Source organism: Luteimonas sp. GW821-FHT14E02, from assembly GCF_058803905.1.
The window spans coordinates 347,191-362,212 of the sequence record NZ_JBXAPK010000003.1 but is presented as its reverse complement, the minus strand read 5'-3'; the positions used below and the strand labels follow the sequence as shown (position 1 = coordinate 362,212).

Below are 15,022 nucleotides of genomic sequence, written 5' to 3'. Positions count from 1 at the left end.
CGGGTCTCCTGTTCTTGACGTTGCTTCTCGATTCTTAGAAGCAAACGTGACAGCCCGAGCGGAGCTGTTGATCGGCCCCTAAAACCCTGCTTTTGGCGGAAACGGCCGCAAAACGGTTACGCTTCCCCTGTTCCAACCCTGAATCCTCGTTCCCGGCACCAATAATGCTCCCTCTCGTCGCCCTGGTCGGTCGCCCCAATGTCGGCAAATCGACCCTGTTCAACGCCCTCACGCGCACGCGTGACGCGCTCGTGCATGACGAGCCGGGGGTGACGCGTGACCGTCATTACGGGGTGTGTCGGCTCGATGAGGCGCGGCCGTTCGTGCTGGTGGATACGGGCGGCATCGCGGGGGAGAACATCCATCTGGAGAACACGGGACTGGCCGGCGCCACCGCGCGTCAGGCGCGGGCGGCCGCGGAAGAGGCCGATCTCGTGCTGTTCGTGGTCGATGGCCGCGAAGGGCCGTCCGCGCTCGACGACGAGATCCTGCGCTGGCTGCGCAAGACGTCACGTCCGACCTTCCTCATCGTGAACAAGACCGATGGCATCGACGTGCGCGCGGCGCTGGCGGAATTCGCGCGATACGGTTTCAGCGATGTCCTCGCAGTCTCGTCCGCGCACCGCCACGGCATCGACACCTTGCTCGCCAAGGTGCTGGCGACGCTGCCGCCGGACGGCGATGCCACGATCCTGGATGAAGATCCCGAGCGCATGCGCATCGCCTTCATCGGTCGCCCGAACGTGGGCAAGTCGACGCTGGTGAATCGCCTGCTCGGCGAGGAGCGCATGATCGCTTCTGAAGTTGCCGGGACCACGCGCGATGCCATCGCGGTGGACCTCGAACGCGACGGCCGCAAATATCGCCTGGTCGATACCGCCGGCATCCGCCGCAAGTCGAAGGTGGAGGAGGCGGTCGAGACGTTTTCGATCATCAAGACCTTGCAGGCGATCGAGCAGGCCCAGGTCGCGGTGATCATGCTCGATGCCTCCGAAGGCGTCACCGAGCAGGACGCCAGCGTGCTCGGCGCCGTGCTCGATGCCGGGCGCGCGCTGGTGGTGGCGGTCAACAAGTGGGATGGGCTGAGCACGTATCAGCGCGAGCAGGTCGAGGCCTTGCTCTCGCGCAAGCTCGCCTTCGTGACGTGGGCCGAGTCGGTGCGCATCAGTGCCAAGCACGGTTCCGGGTTGCGCGAACTGTTCGGCGCGATCCACCGCGCGCATGCCTCGGCCACGCGCGAACTTGGCACCGCCGAGATCACGCGCGCGCTGGAAATCGCCTACGACGCCAATCCGCCGCCGACCGTGCGCGGTCACGTCGCCAAGCTACGCTTCGCCCATCCGGGCGGAACCAATCCGCCGACCTTCGTCGTGCATGGCAGCCGCCTGCGCACGCTGTCGGACACCTACCGCCGCTATCTCGAGAATTTCTTCCGCAAGCGCTTCAAGCTGGTCGGTACGCCGGTGCGCTTCGTGTTCAAGGAAGGCGAGAATCCGTACAAGGACAAGAAGAACGTGCTGACCGAGCGTCAGGTGGCGAAGAAGCGCCGGTTGATCCGCCACGTCAAGCGGGGCAAATGAGAAGCGGCGACCGATGAGCGCCATCCACGCCGTCCCGTCGTCACACGCGGTTACGCTCGGCATCCTCGCCGGCGGTCGCGCCACGCGTCTGGGCGGATGTGACAAGGCCTGGCTGGAACGCGCCGGCAAGCCGCTGGTGCTGGGGTTGGCGCAGGATTTCGCGCAGCACGTGGATGCCATCCTGATCAGCGCCAACCGCAATCAGGAGCGCTATCTCGCGCATGGCTTGCGCGTGATCCACGATCGCGTCGACGGGATTGGTCCGCTGGGCGGCCTGGAAGCACTGGCGGCGACCTGCCGCAGCACCTGGCTGCTCACCTTGCCGGTGGACGTCCTGCATGTTTCCAGCGATCTGATCGAAGCATTGTCACCGTCCGAGACAGGGGCTTTCGCCGAGGATGACGATGGCACGCAGCCGCTGGTCGCGCTGTGGCACGTCGATGCGTTGCGTGAAGCGGCCGCGAGCGCCATCGATGCCGGCGACCTTGCCGTGCATGCGCTGCAATCGCGCCTGGGCATGGCCCGCGTGCGGCTGGAAGGCGTGCGTTTCGGCAATCTCAATACGCCGGAAGACCTCATCGCCGCCGGCATCGACGTGTCGTGAGCGGTGGCGCGGAAACAACAGGCGCATCGTTTTTGTTCGTCATCCCGGCGAAAGCCGGGATCCAGCTCATGGTTCATGAAAAAACTGGATTCCGGCTTTCGCCGGGATGACAGAGCGATAAGCTATTCGCATGAGTACGTCTCCAAGCACCTCCCCAGGTACGTTCCCATTCCGCATCGCCTTCGATGAGGCACTGGCCATCGTCGAGCGCGTCGCCGCGCAGCGGCGTCTGCCGGTCGAGCGCGTCACGCTGTCGCGCGCGCACGGCCGCATCCTCGCCGAGGACGTCATCGCCGGGCTCGCACAACCACCTTTCGACAATTCCGCGATGGACGGCTTCGCGTTCCGGCATGCCGATCTGACCCAGGAAGGCACTACCTTGCATCTGGCCGGTGAGCAATTCGCCGGCCGTGCGCTCGATCTGCGCCTGGAACCCGGGCAGTGCGCGCGCATCACCACCGGCGCGCCGTTGCCGCCAGGCGCCGATACCGTGGTGATGAAGGAGAACACCACCATCGATGGCCATCGCGTGCATCTCGATGTCGTGCCCAGGCGCGGCCAGCACGTTCGCGTCGCGGGCGAGGACACGCGCGTGGGCGATCGCGTACTGCATGCGGGCGAGCCGCTGACGCCTGCGCGCATCGCGCTGGCGGCCTCGCAAGGATTGCCGGAACTGCCGGTCGCGCGCCGACCGACGGTCGCGGTGTTCACCACCGGCGACGAATTGATCGAACCCGGCCTGCCGCTCGCACCCGGCCAGATCTACAACTCCAATCGCGAACAGCTGATGGGGCTGCTGCGCGCCGACGGTCTCGAACCGACCGCATGGCCGACGCTGCCCGACGATCCCGCGCAGCTCGAATCCGCCTTGCGTCATGCCGGCCACGCCTTCGACGTGGTGATCACCTGCGGCGCGGTGTCGGCCGGCGAGAAGGATCATCTGCCGGCGCTGCTGCAGGCGCGGGGCAGGGTGCATTTCTGGAAAGTGGCGATGAAGCCGGGCATGCCGGTGCTGCTGGCCGATGGCGGCGGCGAGTACGCGCCCGACAACGGCAGGCTCGGCACTGCGTTGTTCCTGTGCCTGCCCGGCAATCCGGTATCGGTGCTGGCGAACTGGCTCACGCTCGGACGCACCCTGGTCGACGGATTGCAGGGCAGGGCCGCGCCACGCCCGCGTTGGCGCGCGCGGCTCACCGCGCCCTGGAGCAAGACGCACGAGCGCCTGGAATTCCTGCGCGGGCGGCTGCATGCGCTCGAAGACGGTTCGCTGCACGTCGAGGCCAATCCCGCCGATGGCTCGCATCGCATGCGCGCGGCCGCCGATTCGGATGCGTTGATCGTGCTGGCGGCCGGTCAGCGCGAATATCCCGCCGGCGCGCTCGTGGACGTGCTGACGTATTGATCGGTCCGCCTTGACCGATCCGCTGCGGCAACGTGGCGTTCCGCCGCTGATGCGCGCGCGGCGTCGAACGGCGCGATAATTCCGACATGACGGTTCATGAAATCACCCCGCGCGAAGCGCAGCAGCGGCAGCGGCTCGGCGCCGTGCTGATCGACGTGCGCGACGATCACGAGCGCGAGACGGGGATGGCGGCCGGCGCGAGAGGGATTCCGCGCCAGGCGCTCGAACTCGATCCGCCGCACTACCTGCCGGATCGAGACAGCGAAGTGCTGCTGATCTGCCAGGGCGGCGCGCGTTCGAAGCTGGCCGCGGAGACGCTGCTGCAATCGGGATACAAGCATGTCGTGTCGGTCGCGGGCGGCACCAGCCGCTGGCTGGCCGACGGCCTGCCGCTCGATGCGCCTGCGAGCGGTGTGATCGACGATGATTTCCGCGAGCGTTACTCGCGCCACATGCTGCTGCCGGAGATCGGCGTGCAGGGGCAGCGGCGCCTGGAGAAGTCGCACGTGCTTTTGATCGGCGCGGGCGGCCTGGGATCGCCCGCGGCGTTCTATCTCGCCGCGGCGGGCGTCGGACATCTGCGCATCGCCGATGACGACGTGGTGGATCGCAGCAATCTGCAGCGGCAGATCCTGCACGAGGATGCCGGCATCGGTTCGCCGAAGGTGGCTTCGGCCAAGGCGCGGCTGCTGGCGCTGAATCCACGCATCGAGGTGGAAGCGATCGCCGAGCGTGTGACGTCGGAGAACGTCGAACGACTGCTCGATGGCGTCGATGTCGTCATCGACGGCGCCGACAATTTCCCGGTGCGCTATCTGCTCAACGATGCCTGCGTGAAACTGGGCAAGCCCTTGGTGTACGGCGCCGTGCATCGCTTCGAAGGGCAGGTGAGCGTCTTCGACGCGGGCCGCGAGCGTGGCACGGCGCCGTGCTACCGCTGCCTGTTCCCCGAACCGCCGCCGCCGGAAGCCGCCCCGAACTGCGCCGAGGCCGGCGTGCTCGGTGTGCTGCCGGGCGTGATCGGCATGCTGCAGGCGACCGAGGCGATCAAGCTGATCCTGCAGCTGGGCGAACCGCTGCGCGGGCGTCTGCTGCATTTCGACGCGCTGTCGATGCGGTTCCGCGAGACGCGGCTGTCGGCCGATCCCGATTGTCCGGTCTGCGCGGCTGGCGTGCCGTTTCCGGGCTATATCGATTACGTGCGGTTCTGCAGCGCATAACCGAGTCGTGTTTTGGCTCGGTCATTCCCGCTCTCGCGGGACTGACGAGCAGGAGCGGAATACGGGCCGTATCGGCGGATAAAGCGATCAAACGTGAACAAACGCTCAGGATGGGTATGGCAGGATGCGCCATCCCCCGCACGTTGAGCTTCCTGAATGATCCGAGCGCGCATTCCGGTCATCCCGTTTCCTGTTCTGCTCGCCCTTGCGTTGCTCGCCTCGCTGGCGATGCCGTTCGCCGCCCAGGCCGCCGTCTGCAGCGCGGGGGCGGCCACGATGCCCAACGCCACTTATGCCCAGAAGATCGCGGCGGTCGCCTGCCGCGAGAACGTCCTCTGGTACACGCCGTTCATCGACGCGGAGGGCAGGCTGGCCAGCATCACCGTATCGGAAGGCGAGACGATGGCGCTCAGCGACGGCTACACGCCGGCCTGGAAGCGCGTCGCCGACTACTGGCGTGACAGCGGGCTGATGGGACAGATGGCGAGCTTCCCCGGCGCCACCGAATGCAGCTACGCGAATGCGAGCTATGCGCCGCCGGCCTGCCGCGCGTTCCTGATCGACAAGCCCTGGTCGGCGGCATTCGTGTCCTACGTGATGGCGCAGGCGGGGTTGCCGGGCTTCAAGCCTTCGCCCAGTCACTTCGATTACGTGCGTGCCGCTTACGTGCAACCGGCGGAGAGCGCCTACCGCTTCGCGGACCCGGATGCGGAACCCGCCACGCTCGGCGACCTGCTGTGCTTCGTGCGCGCGAACAGCACGCCGCTCGGCTTCCTCGGCATGCAGAGCTATCTCGCCAGCGGCAATGGCGGTGGCTTGTTCATGCATTGCGACATCGTGGTCGGCGTGGATCGCAACGGCGGCAAGTTGTATCTCGTCGGCGGCAACGTGCTGCAGGGCGTGACCATGCGCATCCTCGGCATCGATCGCAATGGCCTGCCGAAAAATCTGCCGCGCGGCGCCGGCCGCTCCACCACGTGCTGGCCGGAAAACGAAGCGGGCTGCAACTTCAACCGCCAGGACTGGGCGGCGCTGCTGAAGCTCAGGCCGGCATCGGAAATCGCATCGCTGCCGTTGCTGGCGCTGCCGCCCGCGCCGCCAATTTCCGCGCCGTCCACACAGCCGCAAATGCAGTGCTGCGTGAATTGCGTGGTGGGTTCCGGTATCCCGCGTTGTCCGAGGCCGTGATGCGACGTGCTGGCATCGCAGCCAGCGCTTCGCCACCGTGACGTTTTGGTGATGAGCGTCTCAAAATTCACATCGCACTGACAGCATATCTGTGACATTGATCCCGTAATCGGGGGAATGTCATGAACGCCGAAATTCTCGTGCGAATCCAGTTCGCGCTCGGGATCGCGTGCCACATCGTTTTTCCAGCCATCACCATCGGATTGGCCTGGTTGCTGGTCTACTTCGAGGTGCGCTGGCGCCGCAGCGGGGAAGCACACTGGCAGGCGCTGTACCGGCTGTGGGCATGTGTCTTCACGATCAGCTTTTTCTTCGGGATCGTCACCGGCATCCTGCAGGGCGTGCAGTTGGGGTCGAATTTTTCGCCTTTCGTGCATGCCACCCAACACGTCCTCGGCCCCTTGCGGTGGGCGGAAGGATGGCCGCTGCTGCTGGTGCAGTGCATCGCGATCGTGGTCATGTTGTTCGGATGGCGGCGTCCCGGCAGGCAGGCGCATTTCATCGCCACGCTGTTGATCGCGTTGCTGCTGACCAATGCCGCGTTCTGGATCCTGGCCGCCAACAGCTGGATGCAGACGCCGCAGGGCATGCGCCTGGAAAACGGCCAGTGGTTGCCGCAAGACTGGCTGGAAATAATCTTCAGTCCGTCGCTGCCCGCGCGCTTGGCGCACATGCTGACTGCGGCGCTGCTCAGCACGGTGTTGGTGGTGGCAGGTGTGTGCGGTTATCGCTGGCGACGCCAGCACACGGCATCGTCCTTGCACGGGTTGCGCACGGCGGTGTTGGCGCTGGCGATCCTCGCGCCCCTGCAGATCGTCACCGGCCACTACAGCGCCGAAGTGGCTTCGCGCCACCAGCCGGCGAAGTTCGCGGCGATAGAAGGGCTGTGGCGAAGCGGCGAGGGGGTGCCGCTGGTGCTCTGGGCGATGCCGAATGCGAAGAGCGAGAGCAATCGCTACGCAGTGGAAATCCCGCATGGCGGCAGCCTGCTGCTGACGAAAACATGGAGTGGATTCGTTCGCGGCCTCGACAGCATCGAGCCACAGGACCGGCCACCAGTGCCGATCGTGTTCTACAGTTTTCGCGTGATGGTGGTGCTGGGGATGTGGTTCCTGGGATTGGGACTGTTCGGCGCCTGGCAGCACATCTACGGGCGTCTGGAACACAGTCGCCGCTACATGCGGTTGCTGGTTTGGTCGAGTCCGCTGGGCTTCGTCGCCACCATCCTCGGCTGGATCGTGACGGAGGTGGGGCGTCAGCCCTGGATCGTCAGCGGATTGATGCGTACCAGCGAAGGCATCACGCGGGCCGCCCTGACCGAAAACGTAGCGGGGTCGCTGCAGCTGATGATCGGCGCCTATGCCTTGATGTTCGTGCTGTACATCTACCTGATGTGGTGGGCGCTGCGGACGTCGGGTACGCAACGTGCGGCGGCCGACTGGCTGCCGTCGTGGGAGCGGGAAGAGCGCGTCATCGAATAGCCGTGGTCGCGATCAGCACAATCAGCGCATGAAGCGTTCCAGTGCTTCGCCGTATGCGGCGGAGTCGGAGAGGTTGTTGTGGTCGGCACCGGCGATGTCGACCACTGCGGGCGGTGTCGGCAATGCCGCGATCAGGCGATCGGTGCTGGCGGCGGGAATGACTTCGTCGCGACCGGCGCGCAGGATGAGCACGGGCGCCGTGTAGCCGCGCAAATAAGTAGCCGACGTGTAGCGGTCGTGGATCAGCCAGCGGATCGGCAGCCAGCCGTAATGCGATCGCGCGACGTTTTCCATGCTGTCGTAGGGCGTGATCAGTGCGAGCCGGTCGACCGGTCGCTGCGCGGCGAGGTAACTGGCCACGCCGCTGCCGAGACTGCGGCCGATCACGCGGATCGGCCGGTCCGGATGTTGCGCGCGGACGTGATCGTACAGAGCCAGCGCGTCGCCGCGCAGGCCGGCCTCGCTCGGTGTGCCGTCGCTGGCGCCGTATCCGCGATAGGCGAGCAGATAGACGCGATGCCGGGGGAACCAGCGCGCGAAATCGTCGCGATTGTGTTCCACGCGTTCGCCGTTGCCGCCGAAGTACAGGATCGGCGCGCCATCGTCGGGGCCGATCGCCCAGCCGCGCAGCGTGATGTCGCCGCGCGCGAGCGAGAAATCCGTCGCCGCGGCATCGACGCGGGTGAATTGCGGGTAGTACATCATCTGGCGCTGATGGGTGTAGATCCACCAGCAGAGCGCCGCGTAGATCACCAGCGGAACCGCGCACAGAAGCACGAGGAGGGGACGCGGCATCAACGCTCCGTCGCGCGCGGGTGCTTGCGCTGCGCTGCCTCGAACGCCTGCAGCTGCTCGGGTGTCGCCGGCGGCTGATGCGCGGCCTTCCACTGTTCGAACGGCTGCCCGTACACCGCCTCGCGCGCCTCTTCCTTGGTCATGGTGATGCCGCGCGCCTCCGCGGCTTCGCGATACCAATCGGCGAGACAGTTGCGGCAGAAGCCGGCGAGGATCATCAGGTCGATGTTCTGCACGTCCGGGCGCTCCTGCATCAGATGCTGGAGCAGGCGGCGGAAGACGGCGGCTTCGATGTGGGTGGTTTCGGGGTCTGTCATGGAAAAGCATCCGGGGCCTGGGGTGTCATCCCAGCGAAAGCCGGAGCCCATTTTGATTTTGAATCTTCACGCAGCTTCACTGATTGGAAGCAACAGCAAAATGGGTCCCGGCTTTCGCTGGGATGACGGAACGGGGACAATAGCGCTCCTGTAACTCCAGCGCAGCGCTTTCCCATCATGACCGCCAGAATCCTCGACGGCCGCCGCATCGCCGACGAACTGCTCGACGCGCTGCGCCTGCGCGTCGACGCACGAGTCGCCGCCAGCAAGCCGCGTCCCGGGTTGGCGGTGGTGCTGGTGGGCAGTGATCCGGCCTCGCAATCCTACGTGCGCAACAAGCGCCGCGCGGCGGCCATCGTCGGCATCCAGCCCTTCGATTTCGACCTGCCGGCCGGCACGACGGAGGCGGAGCTGCTGGCGCTGATCGACCGCCTCAACGCCGATCCGGCTGTGCACGGCATCCTGGTGCAGCTGCCGCTGCCGGGCATTCCCGATGCCACCCGGCTGATCCACCGCATCGATCCGCGCAAGGACGTCGACGGCTTCCATCCCGAGAACGTCGGCCACCTCGCCCTGCGCCAGTTCGGCCTGCGGCCATGCACGCCGCGCGGCATCACCACGCTGCTGGCTTGGACCGACCGTCCGGTGCGCGGGCAGAGCGCCACGATCGTGGGCGTGAGCAACCACGTCGGCCGGCCGATGGCGCTGGAACTGCTGATCGCCGGCTGCACCGTCACCAGCTGCCACAAGTTCACCCCGCCGGACATCCTGAAGCGGCACGTGGGCGAGGCCGATATCCTGGTGGTCGCCGTGGGCAGACCCGGCCTGATCCCGGGCGACTGGGTGAAGCCCGGCGCGGTGGTGATCGACGTCGGCATCAACCGGCTCGAGGACGGCCGCTTGGTGGGCGATGTCGGCTTCGCCGCGGCGGCCGAACGGGCAAGCTGGATCACCCCGGTGCCCGGCGGTGTCGGCCCGATGACCGTCGCCACGCTGATGCAGAACACGCTCGAGGCGGCCGAAGCCGCTGACTGACGGCCGAACGCGGCTCGCAGCGTTGCGATTCCAGTGCGTATCTTGACGCCGGAAACGAGCGCCGACAGGCCCGGACGCGATACAATGACGTGCTTCCCCCCCTCCGGACCGCCCATGCTGCGCATCCAGGCCGAAGCACTCACCTACGACGATGTTTCCCTCGTCCCCGCGCATTCCATCGTCCTGCCCAAGGACGTCTCCCTCGCCACCAGGCTCACCCGCGATCTGCGCCTGAATCTGCCGATCGTCTCGGCCGCCATGGACACGGTCACCGAAGCGCGACTGGCGATCGCCATGGCCCAGCTTGGCGGCATCGGCATCATCCACAAGAACCTCAGCGTCGAACGCCAGGCGGCGGAAGTGGCGCGAGTGAAGAATTTCGAAGCCGGCGTGATCAAGGAGCCGTTCACCGTCGGCCCCGATACCACGATCGCCGAAGTGCTCAAGCTCACCCGCGCCCGCAACATCTCCGGCGTGCCGGTGGTGGAGGGCGGGCAACTGGTCGGCATCGTCACCGGTCGCGACATGCGCTTCGAACAGCGGCTCGACGATCCGGTGCGCAACGTGATGACCAAGAAGGAACGCCTGGTCACCGTGCGCGAAGGCGCCTCCGATGAGGAAGTGCTGCAGCTGCTGCACAAGCACCGCATCGAAAAGGTGCTGGTGGTCAACGACGGCTTCGAACTGCGCGGCCTGATCACCGTGAAGGACATCCAGAAGGCGCGCGACAACCCGAACGCCGCCAAGGATGCCTCGGAAAGCCTGCTGGTCGGCGCCGCGGTCGGTGCCGGCGGCGACACCGAGCAGCGTATCGAACAGCTGGTGGCGGCGGGCGTGGACGTGATCATCGTCGACACCGCGCATGGTCATTCGCAGGGCGTGATCGATCGCGTCGCCTGGGCCAAGAAGCATTTCCCGAAATTGCAGGTGATCGGCGGCAACATCGTCACTGGCGATGCGGCCAAGGCGCTGGAAGACGTCGGCGCGGATGCGGTGAAGGTTGGCGTCGGCCCCGGTTCGATCTGCACCACGCGCGTGGTCGCGGGCGTCGGCGTGCCGCAGGTGACCGCGGTCGACATGGTGGCCGAGGCACTGGCCGATCGCATTCCGCTGATCGCCGACGGCGGCATCCGCTATTCCGGCGACATCGGCAAGGCGCTGGCCGCCGGCGCGTCGACGGTGATGATCGGCGGCCTGTTCGCCGGCACCGAGGAATCGCCGGGCGAAACCGAACTGTTCCAGGGCCGCAGCTACAAGAGCTATCGCGGCATGGGCTCGCTCGGCGCGATGGAGAAGGGGTCGAAGGACCGCTACTTCCAGGACGCGAGCGATGCCGACAAGTTGGTGCCGGAAGGCATCGAAGGCCGTGTGCCGTATCGCGGGCCGCTGTCGGGTGTGGTCCATCAGCTCGCCGGTGGTCTGCGCGCGACCATGGGCTACGTCGGCTGCGCCACCGTCGAGGATATGCGCAAGAAACCGACCTTCGTGAAGATCACCGGGGCAGGGCAGCGCGAGAGCCATGTCCACGATGTGCAGATCACGAAGGAGCCGCCGAACTATCGCGCCGGCTAAGCATGTCGACGGTTCCGTGGATCCTGCAAGCCATCACCTTCTACGGAATAGTCGCAGTTGTGTTTCTCATCCCGGTCACGGCCGTCGCGATCTTGGCGTCGTTGGTGATCCGGAATAGAGGGAAGCGGATGACGGCCACGGCACTTGTCACCGGCGCGATGGCGCTGTGGCTTGTCGGTTGGGGCTTCGACGCGTTCTCCTCGGGTGAGGGATGGGACACTTTGACCTGGTTCGACAGAATTTCTGCCGCTTTGCCCTTCGTTTTGGTTGCGATCGCAGACAGCGCTCTCGTTGTCTATGCGATTACCCGGGAAACCGATAAATGACAGACCTTCACAGCGACAAGATCCTCATCCTCGATTTCGGCGCGCAGTACACTCAGCTGATCGCGCGCCGCATCCGCGAGCTCGGCGTCTACTGCGAGATCTGGGCCTGGGACCACGATCCGGCCGAGATCGCGAAGTTCGCGCCGAAGGGGATCATCCTCTCGGGCGGACCGGAGTCGACAACGGAACATGGTTCACCGCGCGCGCCGCAAGACGTCTTCGACAGCGGCCTGCCGCTGCTCGGCATCTGCTACGGCATGCAGACGATGGCCAAGCAGCTCGGTGGCGAAACCGAATCGGCCGATGCGCGCGAATACGGTCACGCGGAAGTGTCGTTGGTCGCTGCCGATCGTTTGTTCGAAGGGCTGAAGGATCATCCGGGCTCGCCGCCGCGCCTCGATGTCTGGATGAGCCACGGCGACCACGTCTCCAAGGCGCCGCCGGATTTCATCGTCACCGCGAAGACCGACCGCGTTCCGGTCGCCGCCTTCGCCAACGATGCCAGGCGCTGGTACGGCGTGCAGTTCCATCCCGAAGTCACGCACACCAAGTCTGGGCAGGCGCTGCTGCGCCGCTTCGTGGTCGACATCTGCGGCTGCGCGACGCTGTGGACGGCCGCCAACATCATCGACGACCAGATCGCGCGCGTGCGCGAGCAGGTGGGCGGCGACGAGGTGATCCTCGGCCTGTCCGGCGGGGTCGATTCCTCGGTGGTGGCGGCGTTGCTGCACAAGGCGATCGGCGATCAGCTCACCTGCGTCTTCGTCGACACCGGTCTGCTGCGCTGGCAGGAAGGCGATCAGGTGATGGCAACCTTCGCCGAACACCTGGGTGTTAAGGTGATCCGCGTCGACGCACACGAACGCTATTTCGAGAAATTGAAGGGTGTCGACGAACCCGAGGCCAAGCGCAAGATCATCGGCAGCCTGTTCGTCGAGATCTTCGACGAGGAATCGCACAAGCTTGCCAACGCCAAATGGCTGGCGCAGGGCACGATCTATCCCGACGTGATCGAGTCGGCCGGCAGCAAGACCGGCAAGGCGCACGTCATCAAGAGCCATCACAACGTCGGCGGTCTGCCGGAGCACATGAAGCTCGGCCTGGTGGAGCCGTTGCGCGAACTGTTCAAGGACGAAGTGCGCCGCCTCGGTGTCGAACTCGGCCTGCCGCGCGAGATGGTCTATCGCCATCCGTTCCCGGGGCCTGGCCTCGGCGTGCGCATCCTCGGCGAAGTGAAGCCGGAATACGCCGAGCTGCTGGCCAAGGCCGATCACATCTTCATCGAGGAACTGCGCAAGGCCGATCTCTACGACAAGACCAGCCAGGCCTTCGCCGTGTTCCTGCCGGTGAAATCGGTGGGCGTGGTCGGCGACGCGCGCGCCTACGAGTGGGTGATCGCGCTGCGCGCGGTGGAGACCATCGACTTCATGACCGCGCACTGGGCGCACCTGCCTTACGACTTCCTCGGCAAGGTCTCCAACCGGATCATCAACGAGGTGCGTGGTGTCTCCCGCGTGGTCTACGACATCAGCGGCAAGCCGCCGGCGACGATCGAGTGGGAGTGAGCGGAGGGCCTTCCCGCCCTCTTGCTACAGACTGAATTTCACCGGATACGTCTCCGCCATTCTGCGCTTCCATCGCAGACGCAACATGGCGGGGCGGGCATCGTGACGATCTTCGAGAAATTCGGCCGCGATGATCCGACTGGTGAAGAACGGCTGGAAATCCTGCCGCAGTTCACACCATGCTGCCAGGATGCGTGTGTCGTCGAAGAAGCCAATGCTGATCGGCCAGATGACCCGGCTGCTCGCGTCGCCTAGCTCGTCGCGATAGTCGATCCGGATCTTGCGTCCTTCCCGAATCCAGGCGCGTGTGCGGGCGATGTCGATGCCATCGGGTGCCGTGCCGGGCACCAGCCGCGTGCAGACCGGCGGATCGGCGACCAACGGACGCAAGGCGTCCGGCACGACGGCTGCGATTTTCGCGATGAGATCGCGCGCCGCGAGCGCCAGCACCGGATCGCCCCGGCTTGCGACCCACTGCGCGCCGAGGGCTGCGGCTTCAACCTCGTCGGACGTCAGCATCAACGGCGGCATGTCAAAGGCCTTGTCGAGAATGTAGCCGAATCCGGCTTCGCCCTCGATCGGCACGCGTTGTCCCGTCAGGTTGACGATGTCCCGATAAATCGTCCGGGTGGAGACTTCGAGTTCGGCGGCGATTTCGCTGGCGGTTACCGGGCGGCGAGATCGTCGCAGGATCTGGATGATCTGGAACAGCCGGTCGGCGCGACTCATGTCACTGCGGTCTCTTGGACGCTTCTTGCAGGTTTGATCCGCTATACGACATGCAATGCCCAATCCTTCAGGATGGAAGCATAGAGCGGCGTATCCTCCTGATGAAGGATATGGCCCTTTTCCGGCAGCGACAGGTAATCGAAACGCTGCCCGGCCTTCTCGACCAGCTGGCGTGCGTAGCTGATCTGAGCATCCGTGGTGGCGCCGCGCACGATGCCGGTCTCCGGATCGATCCCGTGCGCATGGTGCGTGAAAAGCATGGAGGTCTTGGCGGATTGCAGCATCTGTTTGTGACTGCAACAGGCCATCGCGGTGCCGGTGAACATCGCGCGGGCCTGCTCCGGGTCGAACTCCTTGAGGTTTTGCGGCGGCTCGTCTGTGGCGGGAATCCGCCCCTGCATCCAGGCCGGAAGCACGGAAGGCGCGTTGGACTGCATGCCTGTCCAGTCGCCGACACGCCATTGGTCGCCCAGATACGTCATGAAAAGATCGAACAGGTAGTTGGGCGCAAATTGACGCATGCCGGTTCCGTGGGCGGGCACCAGCTCGGATGTGAAGAGGGTGGCATCCTCGAGATAGACCCCGCGCACCAATCCCGGAGGGGCGTAGGCGGAGAGCCATGCCGCCATCAAGCCGCCGAGTGACTGCCCGGCGACAAGCGTGGGCCGCTTGATGACCCGCTCGATGAAGCGCACGAGGTCATTGCCCCAATTGTCGAGGGTGTAGCGGCCCGGCGTCCGACTCGACCGCCCCTGGCCGCGAACGTCGACCGCGTAGATTCGGAAGTCGGCTTCGAGCAGCTTCATGGCCGCTTCGTAGCCCCACCAGGATTCGGTGATGCCGGGGATCAGGAGCAATGCTGGTGAGGATTCAGATCCCGTCACCGCATAGTTCAGAACCACCTCGCCGAGGTCGACCGTGGACTCGGGGTAGGCGTGGGCGATATAGGTTTCTTTTGGAAAGTCCGGGCCGTAACGACGACTCATGATTTGCATTGTTCCTTTCGTAGGGAGTTTGAAGTCTGGAAGACACAAACTCGAAGGCGATGCGGGCTGCCAGGAGGGACCCGCGGCCGCGAGAAGGAAGTTATACGTCTCCGCTACTGACACCGTCTGTCAGCAGAAGACGGTGAAGCCCGGCTGGATCGCAGCGGCGCCGCTTCGTCATGCTTCGGCCTGCCAAGGCCCGGTCCCACACGACGCATCACG

14 protein-coding genes are annotated in these 15,022 nt (G+C 65.6%); 10 read left to right on the top strand and 4 right to left on the bottom strand.

The genetic code is table 11. The features are described from left to right. Positions 1–164: 164 nt before the first annotated feature. The 6 genes from der to AC1RNP_RS07225 all read left to right on the top strand — a co-directional run bounded on the left by der (position 165) and on the right by AC1RNP_RS07225 (position 7,475). A complete protein-coding gene (der, locus tag AC1RNP_RS07250; protein WP_493050590.1) occupies positions 165–1,580 on the top strand; it encodes a ribosome biogenesis GTPase Der in 1,416 nt (471 codons plus the stop codon). A gap of 13 nt (positions 1,581–1,593) precedes the next feature. Beyond that, positions 1,594–2,184 (top strand): molybdenum cofactor guanylyltransferase, encoded by a 591-nt coding sequence (gene mobA / locus AC1RNP_RS07245; protein ID WP_493050589.1) that lies wholly within the window; start codon positions 1,594–1,596, stop codon positions 2,182–2,184. Positions 2,185–2,314: 130 nt separating this feature from the next. After that, positions 2,315–3,586: a molybdopterin molybdotransferase MoeA gene (locus tag AC1RNP_RS07240; RefSeq protein WP_493050588.1), complete on the top strand. Its 1,272-nt coding sequence runs from the start codon at positions 2,315–2,317 to the stop codon at positions 3,584–3,586. Between the two features lie 86 nt (positions 3,587–3,672). Beyond that, positions 3,673–4,806 carry a molybdopterin-synthase adenylyltransferase MoeB gene (moeB, locus tag AC1RNP_RS07235; protein ID WP_493050587.1) on the top strand — a complete coding sequence of 378 codons (1,134 nt, stop codon included), beginning with the start codon at positions 3,673–3,675 and terminating at the stop codon, positions 4,804–4,806. Positions 4,807–4,962: 156 nt separating this feature from the next. Next, complete coding sequence (locus tag AC1RNP_RS07230) at positions 4,963–5,994, top strand: DUF2272 domain-containing protein (protein ID WP_493050586.1); 1,032 nt, start codon at positions 4,963–4,965, stop codon at positions 5,992–5,994. Between the two features lie 122 nt (positions 5,995–6,116). Continuing rightward, entirely contained in the window at positions 6,117–7,475 is a 1,359-nt protein-coding gene (locus AC1RNP_RS07225; protein ID WP_493050585.1) for a cytochrome ubiquinol oxidase subunit I, read from the top strand. Positions 7,476–7,496: 21 nt separating this feature from the next. Here AC1RNP_RS07225 and AC1RNP_RS07220 read toward each other — a convergent pair whose 3' ends face one another. Beyond that, positions 7,497–8,270 carry an alpha/beta hydrolase gene (locus AC1RNP_RS07220; protein ID WP_493050584.1) on the bottom strand — a complete coding sequence of 258 codons (774 nt, stop codon included), beginning with the start codon at positions 8,268–8,270 and terminating at the stop codon, positions 7,497–7,499. Continuing rightward, the gene (locus tag AC1RNP_RS07215) at positions 8,270–8,587 is read right to left on the bottom strand and encodes a DUF1244 domain-containing protein (protein ID WP_493050583.1); all 318 of its coding nucleotides are present in this window, start codon (positions 8,585–8,587) and stop codon (positions 8,270–8,272) included. Before AC1RNP_RS07215 ends, AC1RNP_RS07220 begins: the two co-directional genes overlap by 1 nt. A gap of 177 nt (positions 8,588–8,764) precedes the next feature. Here AC1RNP_RS07215 and folD point away from each other — a divergent pair, with 177 nt between their 5' ends. The 4 genes from folD (at position 8,765) to guaA (ending at position 13,085) form a co-directional block, all read left to right on the top strand. Then, entirely contained in the window at positions 8,765–9,622 is an 858-nt protein-coding gene (gene folD / locus AC1RNP_RS07210) for a bifunctional methylenetetrahydrofolate dehydrogenase/methenyltetrahydrofolate cyclohydrolase FolD (RefSeq protein ID WP_493050582.1), read from the top strand. A 114-nt stretch (positions 9,623–9,736) separates the two neighbouring features. Further along, positions 9,737–11,194, top strand: a complete 1,458-nt coding sequence (gene guaB, locus AC1RNP_RS07205; RefSeq protein ID WP_493050581.1) for an IMP dehydrogenase — start codon at positions 9,737–9,739, stop codon at positions 11,192–11,194. 2 nt (positions 11,195–11,196) lie between these two features. Continuing rightward, positions 11,197–11,520: a hypothetical protein gene (locus AC1RNP_RS07200; RefSeq protein WP_493050580.1), complete on the top strand. Its 324-nt coding sequence runs from the start codon at positions 11,197–11,199 to the stop codon at positions 11,518–11,520. After that, positions 11,517–13,085: a glutamine-hydrolyzing GMP synthase gene (gene guaA / locus AC1RNP_RS07195; protein WP_493050579.1), complete on the top strand. Its 1,569-nt coding sequence runs from the start codon at positions 11,517–11,519 to the stop codon at positions 13,083–13,085. The genes AC1RNP_RS07200 and guaA overlap by 4 nt, the downstream gene beginning before the upstream one ends. A 24-nt stretch (positions 13,086–13,109) precedes the next feature. Here the strand turns inward: guaA and AC1RNP_RS07190 are convergent, their stop codons facing one another. Together AC1RNP_RS07190 and AC1RNP_RS07185 are read right to left on the bottom strand one after the other, a co-directional pair. Continuing rightward, positions 13,110–13,877, bottom strand: a complete 768-nt coding sequence (locus AC1RNP_RS07190) for a helix-turn-helix transcriptional regulator (protein WP_493050578.1) — start codon at positions 13,875–13,877, stop codon at positions 13,110–13,112. Next, positions 13,856–14,800: an alpha/beta hydrolase gene (locus AC1RNP_RS07185; protein ID WP_493050577.1), complete on the bottom strand. Its 945-nt coding sequence runs from the start codon at positions 14,798–14,800 to the stop codon at positions 13,856–13,858. The genes AC1RNP_RS07190 and AC1RNP_RS07185 overlap by 22 nt, the downstream gene beginning before the upstream one ends. Positions 14,801–15,022 lie beyond the last annotated feature (222 nt).